The sequence below is a fragment of the Ligilactobacillus saerimneri DSM 16049 genome (genome assembly GCF_000423265.1).
Classification (GTDB): Bacteria; Bacillota; Bacilli; order Lactobacillales; family Lactobacillaceae; genus Ligilactobacillus; species Ligilactobacillus saerimneri.
The window spans coordinates 1-5667 of record NZ_AUHQ01000045.1 but is presented as its reverse complement, the minus strand read 5'-3'; the positions used below and the strand labels follow the sequence as shown (position 1 = coordinate 5667).

4 protein-coding genes, 6 tRNA genes, 2 rRNA genes and 1 pseudogene are annotated in these 5667 nt (G+C 41.3%); 1 reads left to right on the top strand and 12 read right to left on the bottom strand.

Annotation, left to right across the window (positions count from 1 at the left end; translation table 11 throughout):
• A pseudogene (locus tag G541_RS10450) lies at positions 1-98 on the top strand (IS30 family transposase); the annotation flags it as partial.
• Positions 99-139: 41 nt separating this feature from the next.
• On the opposite strand, the gene nadE reads toward G541_RS10450, so the two are convergent.
• The 12 genes from nadE to G541_RS0108095 all read right to left on the bottom strand — a co-directional run.
• Positions 140-964 carry an ammonia-dependent NAD(+) synthetase gene (gene nadE, locus G541_RS0108155; protein ID WP_027827107.1) on the bottom strand — a complete coding sequence of 275 codons (825 nt, stop codon included), beginning with the start codon at positions 962-964 and terminating at the stop codon, positions 140-142.
• Between the two features lie 87 nt (positions 965-1051).
• Positions 1052-1750 (bottom strand): GntR family transcriptional regulator, encoded by a 699-nt coding sequence (locus G541_RS0108150; protein ID WP_027827106.1) that lies wholly within the window; start codon positions 1748-1750, stop codon positions 1052-1054.
• 23 nt (positions 1751-1773) lie between these two features.
• Entirely contained in the window at positions 1774-2571 is a 798-nt protein-coding gene (gene proC, locus G541_RS0108145) for a pyrroline-5-carboxylate reductase (protein ID WP_027827105.1), read from the bottom strand.
• Between the two features lie 95 nt (positions 2572-2666).
• A tRNA-Gln gene (locus G541_RS0108140) sits at positions 2667-2738 on the bottom strand.
• 3 nt (positions 2739-2741) lie between these two features.
• Positions 2742-2827 (bottom strand) — tRNA-Tyr (locus G541_RS0108135).
• 262 nt (positions 2828-3089) lie between these two features.
• Positions 3090-4556 carry a peptide MFS transporter gene (locus G541_RS0108130; protein ID WP_009553304.1) on the bottom strand — a complete coding sequence of 489 codons (1467 nt, stop codon included), beginning with the start codon at positions 4554-4556 and terminating at the stop codon, positions 3090-3092.
• A gap of 464 nt (positions 4557-5020) precedes the next feature.
• Positions 5021-5093 (bottom strand) — tRNA-Thr (locus tag G541_RS0108125).
• Between the two features lie 6 nt (positions 5094-5099).
• Positions 5100-5171: transfer RNA gene (locus tag G541_RS0108115), tRNA-Glu, on the bottom strand.
• A 13-nt stretch (positions 5172-5184) separates the two neighbouring features.
• Positions 5185-5275, bottom strand: a tRNA-Ser gene (locus G541_RS0108110).
• 5 nt (positions 5276-5280) lie between these two features.
• Positions 5281-5353 (bottom strand) — tRNA-Asn (locus tag G541_RS0108105).
• A gap of 7 nt (positions 5354-5360) precedes the next feature.
• Positions 5361-5477 (bottom strand): 5S ribosomal RNA (gene rrf, locus G541_RS0108100).
• Positions 5478-5561: 84 nt separating this feature from the next.
• Positions 5562-5667 (bottom strand): 23S ribosomal RNA (locus G541_RS0108095); the annotation flags it as partial.

Genomic DNA, 5667 nt, shown 5'->3' with positions numbered 1-5667 from the left:
AATTGATTCAGATTAACTGGTATCTGAATTCACGGCCACTCAAATGTTTGAACTGGCGAACTCCAATTGAGATCTTTTTGCTTAATCTGCGTCATTAAATTTGTTCAAGTTATTTATTGCAATCTACCTAATCTATTAGTTATTTCCAAAATTCATCATAAACTGTAATTGGTAAATGCCGCTTGTGGCGGGTTTTTTGGAACCAGTTCTCAATTTTGACAGCTACATCGGGAGTAACATCTTTGCCTTCTAAATAGTCATCAATATCCGAATAAGTTACTCCCAAGGCTACTTCATCCGGTAAAGCAGGTCGATCTTCTTCTAAATCAGCAGTTGGTATCTTTTCATACAAATGGCGTGGGGCTCCTAGAACTTCCAGCATAGCCCGACCTTGTCGCTTATCCAGCCGCCATAATGGTGTAATATCAGCACCACCATCACCAAATTTAGTATAAAAACCAGTGACTGCTTCAGCTGCGTGGTCTGTTCCTACAACAGCGCCGTTATTAGCACCCGCTATTCCGTATTGTGCAATCATCCGTTGCCGTGCTTTGATATTACCCTTATTAAAATCACTAATTTCAAGCCCATTTTCCTCTAAGCTCGCTACCATGGCATCGGTTGCCGGTTTGATGTTGACCCTTACCACCTGGTCTGCATTCATAAAAGCGATAGCATCCATTGCATCACTTTCATCTGCTTGATTACCATATGGTAGCCGCACTGCAATGAATTGGTAATTCACACCAGTTTCTTTACGCAATTCTTGGATAGCAATTTGACTTAATTTCCCTGCCAAAGTTGAGTCTTGTCCGCCAGAAATTCCTAACACTAGTGCCTTTAAAAAGGGATGTTTTTTTAAGTATGCTTTTAGAAAATCCACCGAACGCCGAATTTCGTCTTGGGGATTGATTTGCGGTTGAACTTTTAATTCTTCAATAATCTTACGCTGCATTCCACGCATAACACTGCCTCCCGTAGTTTAAATAATGTAGCCTTAATTGTACTCTTATTTATCCTTAGAAACTATACTTGTTCGCAAAACTTTAAACTAACGTTCGAGATAGAATTCAAACCGGTTGCCCACATACTGTGTTCGTACATATTCGAACGGTTGCCCATTTTTAAGTTGTGAGACCTGGCGCAAACGTAATACAGCTGCTCCTCGTTTAATCCCTAAATAAGCCGCAATCCGCTCAGAAGCTGCTACCGCCGAAACAATCTGTTCTGCATGTCCCATGGTCATCCCATGCTGCTCTAAGGTCCGATAGAGTGATCGCGTGATTTGTTCACGATCAAAATTCTTTACCAAGTGAAAAGGAACAGTTGCTACTTCAAAGCAGATCGGAATATTATCTGCATATCGGATGCGTTCCATTCGAAGGACTCGCTCACCTGCTTTGAGGTTAAGTTTCTCGCTTTCACTTAACGATGGAGTAGTCACAACATAAGAGATAGTTTTACTAGACGGCATTTTCCCTTGCGCCTCCGTTATCTCGGTAAAACTTGTTACTCCAGTCATCTTTTCCTGAACCTTTTTACGGGCAACAAATGTCCCTGCTCCAATATGTCGTTCCAATAAACCTTCATCTACTAATGTTTGAATCGCTTGTCGCAGCGTCATCCGACTAACCCCAAACTGCTCTGCCAGTTCTCTTTCAGCCGGAATGCGGTCCCCAACGGCCCATTCTCCATCTTCGATTCGCTGCCGAATCTCATTATGTATTTTGATATAAATCGGCGAACTCACACTCTCACACTCCCTCGCATAACTTATTCGTTTTCTCTAGCGACTGTGGCATCAATTCCCTTAATAACCGCAGTCATAAAACCTGCTTCTTCCATAGCTAACAGGCCAGCCACAGTGGTTCCCCCTGGAGAACATACTTCATCTACCAGTTCCCAAGGTGTTTTAGTAGTGGCTAATGTTTTCTGAGCGCTCCCTTGAACTACTTGCGCAGCAATTTGCGTTGCGGTGACCTTATCTAAACCATACTTAACCCCGGCCCGAGCCAACGCATCAATAAAGAAGTAGATAAAAGCAGGTGAACTTCCGGCAAGAGCCGCAAAGATACTAAACTTGTCCTCTGCTAACTCAATTGTTGTCCCAATTGTATCGAACAATGATACTACCTCTTGCCAGTGATCGGTGGTCACAAATTCGTTGCGGGTTAATGCTGTCATCCCCGCTGCAATCTCAACATTAACATTTGGCATAATGCGAATCATTTCCAATTCAGCTTGATCTAAAATTTTCCGCATTGTTGCTAAATCACATCCAGCAATCATAGATACAATCACTGGTCGCTTCCGCAGTAAAGCTGCCTTCACTTCCAAGAGTACAGTGCGGAGCTGAGCCGGTTTTATGGCCAAAAAGACCAAATCTGCTTGGTTCACCACTTCTTCATTGCTTGCACAAGCATGTAAGCCTTGAGCCTGCGCATACGGCTCATAGGAAGAACGGTGTGCACTATGAAGATAGATTTCTTCTCCTGTAACTGCATGTTGGTTAAGCCAACCATTGATGATCGCACGTCCCATATTACCTGCACCGATAAAACCTATTTTCATTTTTTCCTCCTACTAAATACGTTCATAAATTTGCTAGCTTAATTTTAGCATGGTAAATAAAAAAACGTTACCCAAGAAGGTAACGTTTTGAAGAATTGGGGTAACTGGATTCGAACCAGTGCATCACGGTACCAAAAACCGTTGCCTTACCGCTTGGCCATACCCCAATGTGGTGGATGGGAGTGGATTCGAACCACCGAACCCGAAGGAGCGGATTTACAGTCCGCCGCGTTTAGCCAGACTTCGCTACCCATCCATAAGTATTTGTAAGTTGTTATCAATCAGTAACTAACTGACTTAATTATAATAACGTGGACACCCGAAAAATGCAAGTGTTTTTTGTAAAAAAATCAAAAAAATTTCAAAATGTAAATTTAGGCGCTAATTCTTAGCTTATTTAAGATATGCTTCCTTTTTCTCTATTAGCTAAAGTACACTTCTAAATAAAAAAACTATCCATATTAAACATACATGTTTAACATGAATAGTTTTCCAATTATATCAGCTCAATGCTAGGTTTATTCAACCCCATCCATTAAACGTTTGATTGCTGGAACCATTAAAAGAACAATTAACCCGAAGCCAATTGTAATGGCACCAATCCAACCGTAATAGGCAACTTCTGTTCCTTGGGAGTAGAATTTAACAATTTGTGCGTTGATGGCCTGAGCAACGGCGTCAGCGATGAACCAAATACTCATCATCTGTGCTTTGAACGCTTTTGGCGCTAATTTTGTTGTAACAGACAGACCAATTGGTGAAATTAACATTTCCCCAACAATAACAAGAGCCCAACTTACGATTAACCACAGTGGACTTACTTTAACACCAGTTCCATACAACATGCCTGGCAACATCATCCAGACAAAGGAAGCACCAGCGAAAAAGAGTCCATAGGCAAACTTAGCTGGTGATGATGGTTGCTTAGAACCCATCTTTGTCCACAACCATGCAAAGAATGGAGTGTATAACAAGATAAAGAGTGGGTTAAAGGATTGGAAAAGACTAGCTGGGAAAGGTAACCCGAAAATTGATAACTTAGTCTGATCGTTGGCAAAGAGAGCTAATACCACTGAACCTTGTTCTTCGATTGACCAGAACAAGATAGAAGCGATGAATAGTGCCACATATGCTTTTACCCGTGAACGTTCTACCTTTGTTGTCTTCTTACTATGCAACATCAATGCAAAGTAATAAACAGGAATTAAGATCGCCAAAATAGTAACTAAGTTAATGATATTGTTAATATTTAAGCTTCCTAAGACCGCCATGATCCCGAGAATAACTGCCAAAACAACCACAGCCATTGTAACCCGAAGAGAATACTTTTTGATCTGATCAGGTTCAATTGGATCAGTTGGGTACAAACTATCTTTTGGTAAGTCCTTGCCTTGAATAGTATATTGTAATAAACCAAAGAACATACCCACAGCAGCTAAGGAGAACCCTAAGTGGAAGTTAACCTGCTGACCTAAGAAACCAACAATCAGTGGTGCTAGCAAGGAACCAACATTAATCCCAAAGACAAAGATCGTAAATCCAGAATCACGCCGTTGGTCGCCTTCTTCATAAAGACCACCAACCATTTCTGAAACGTTTGGCTTTAGCATCCCAGTTCCTAACACAATAAAGAGGATTGATAGGAACAATGCGGCCTTCCCAAATGGTGTTGCCAAGATGATATGCCCAATCATGATCAGGACCCCACCCCAGAACACAGTCCGCCGACTACCAAGGATTCGGTCACTGATAAATCCACCTAATGTACTGGAAAGATAAACCAGTGAACCATAGATTGACATAATCGAAGCAGCAGTTGTCTTATCAATTCCTAAACCACCTTGGGTTACTGAATAGTACATATAGTACAGAAGGATGGCCCGCATCCCGTAGTAACTAAAACGTTCCCACATTTCCGTGAAGAACAGGGTGGATAAACCTTTAGGATGCCCTAAGAAAGCAGTATCCTGCGATTTATCATTCATAAATAGATTCCTCCAAACTAATTCAACTTAATAGTTAACATGTAAATTAAAAATAATTTCAATGAGTATCAGATTACTATTAAGAAATTATGATAGATTAAAAAATAAATACAAGTAATATTGTACTGTATAACCACATCATCGTCAAATTAAGTTGTTAAAATGGGGTTAAGCAACGTTGATATAGCGCCAATACTAGCTTTTAAAATTAGAAAACAATTTCCTTTATAATCGAATATTAATTTATTTATAAAAGATACCTTACCAGCTTGAAATGCTAAACGTATAGACTTAGTTGTTATTTTATAATTAAGACACGCACTGCAGATCCTATTTTATCTTAGCCCATCACATAACAATAGCAAAAAAGCACCCACCACACGGCGGATGCTTCAATCATTCTTATCATTCGTCCAGCTGGTAAAAACAAAAACCCGCCCCTTAAAATGAGCGGGAATTAGGAGTGCCGGTTGCAGGACTTGAACCTGTGACCCTCGGTTTACGATACCGATGCTCTACCAGCTGAGCTAAACCGGCATTGGATGACCCGTACGGGATTTGAACCCATGTTACCGCCGTGAAAGGGCGGTGTCTTAACCACTTGACCAACGGGCCATCATTTTTTTAACGGAGAGTAAGGGATTCGAACCCTTGAAACAGATCATTACCCGTTTACATGATTTCCAATCATGCTCCTTCAGCCTCTCGGACAACTCTCCATTGACTCCGGCAGGCGGACTCGAACCGTCGACAGCCTGATTAACAGTCAGGTGCTCTACCAACTGAGCTATGCCGGAATAATCAGCGTGGCAACTTCCTATCCTCACAAGGGGCGTTCCCCTAACTACTTTCGGCGTTAAGAAGCTTAACTTCTGTGTTCGGAATGGGAACAGGTGTATCCTTCTTGCCATCGTCACCACACTTTTTTACTTGAAAGCTTGCGCTCTCAAAACTAGATATCATTATTTTCTTTTGCCTTGAACATCTCGTTCTTAATCTAACTCCTCGGTTAAGTCCTCGATCGATTAGTAATGGTCCGCTCCATACATCACTGTACTTCCACTTCCATCCTATCTACCTGATCTTCTCTCAGGGATCTTACTTACTTACG

What these genes read in the sequence shown, in the direction of transcription:
- proC (WP_027827105.1), bottom strand. Translation starts at nt 2,571, where the DNA reads ATGAAAATAGGTTTTATCGGTGCAGGTAATATGGGACGTGCGATCATC.
- nadE (WP_027827107.1), bottom strand. Translation starts at nt 964, where the DNA reads ATGCGTGGAATGCAGCGTAAGATTATTGAAGAATTAAAAGTTCAACCG.
- G541_RS0108130 (WP_009553304.1), bottom strand. Translation starts at nt 4,556, where the DNA reads ATGAATGATAAATCGCAGGATACTGCTTTCTTAGGGCATCCTAAAGGT.